General features: G+C 69.6%; 1 pseudogene. It reads right to left on the bottom strand.

What is annotated here, in order from left to right:
* Positions 1-602 (bottom strand): annotated as a pseudogene (locus ACT3S3_RS15290) (HNH endonuclease signature motif containing protein); the annotation flags it as partial.

Consider the following 602-nt stretch of genomic DNA (forward strand, 5'->3'; position numbering starts at 1 on the left):
CCGGCGACGTAGCCGGCGCCGACGCCGTGCACCCCGTCGAGGGTCGCGCGGTAGAGGTGCACGCGGATGTCCATGGACTGCGGGTTGTCGCCGAGTTGGCCGAGCATCACCTGGGCTTTGAGCTGGGAGCGGCTCGGTAGTTCGCTGCGTTGGTCTTCGGGGATGTTCTCCTGCCGCCGGCGGGCGTCGGCGAGCAGGGCGTCGGCCTTCTTGTCGAGGTTGTTGTCGATCGCCGACAGGGTGACCGGGTTGCCGCCGGCGAGGATGAGTGTGGTGCCGCGGCGGGTCAGTGTGGCGGTGTCGTCTTCGGCGTCGGCGGTGTCGTCGGCCAGGTCGGGTTCGGCGTCGAGGATCGCCGCGTCGATGCGGTCGCGCAGCACGGTGAGGGCGACCGGGTTGGCTGCGGTGCACATCCAGTCGGTGATGCTGGCGTGCACGACGGCGTCGAGGCGGGTGAGGAGTTCGGCGTGTTGGCAGGTCGGCACGGTGGTCAGGTGGCGGTGGATGCGTGACCAGATCATGTCGAGGTGGTCGGCGGTGACGACGTCGCAGGTCACGACGGTGGCGAAGAGGTCGGTGTTGCGTGCGGCGAGTTCGCCTGC

It is taken from the genome of Corynebacterium sp. AOP40-4SA-5 (genome assembly GCF_052377355.1).
Lineage (GTDB): Bacteria > Actinomycetota > Actinomycetes > Mycobacteriales > Mycobacteriaceae > Corynebacterium.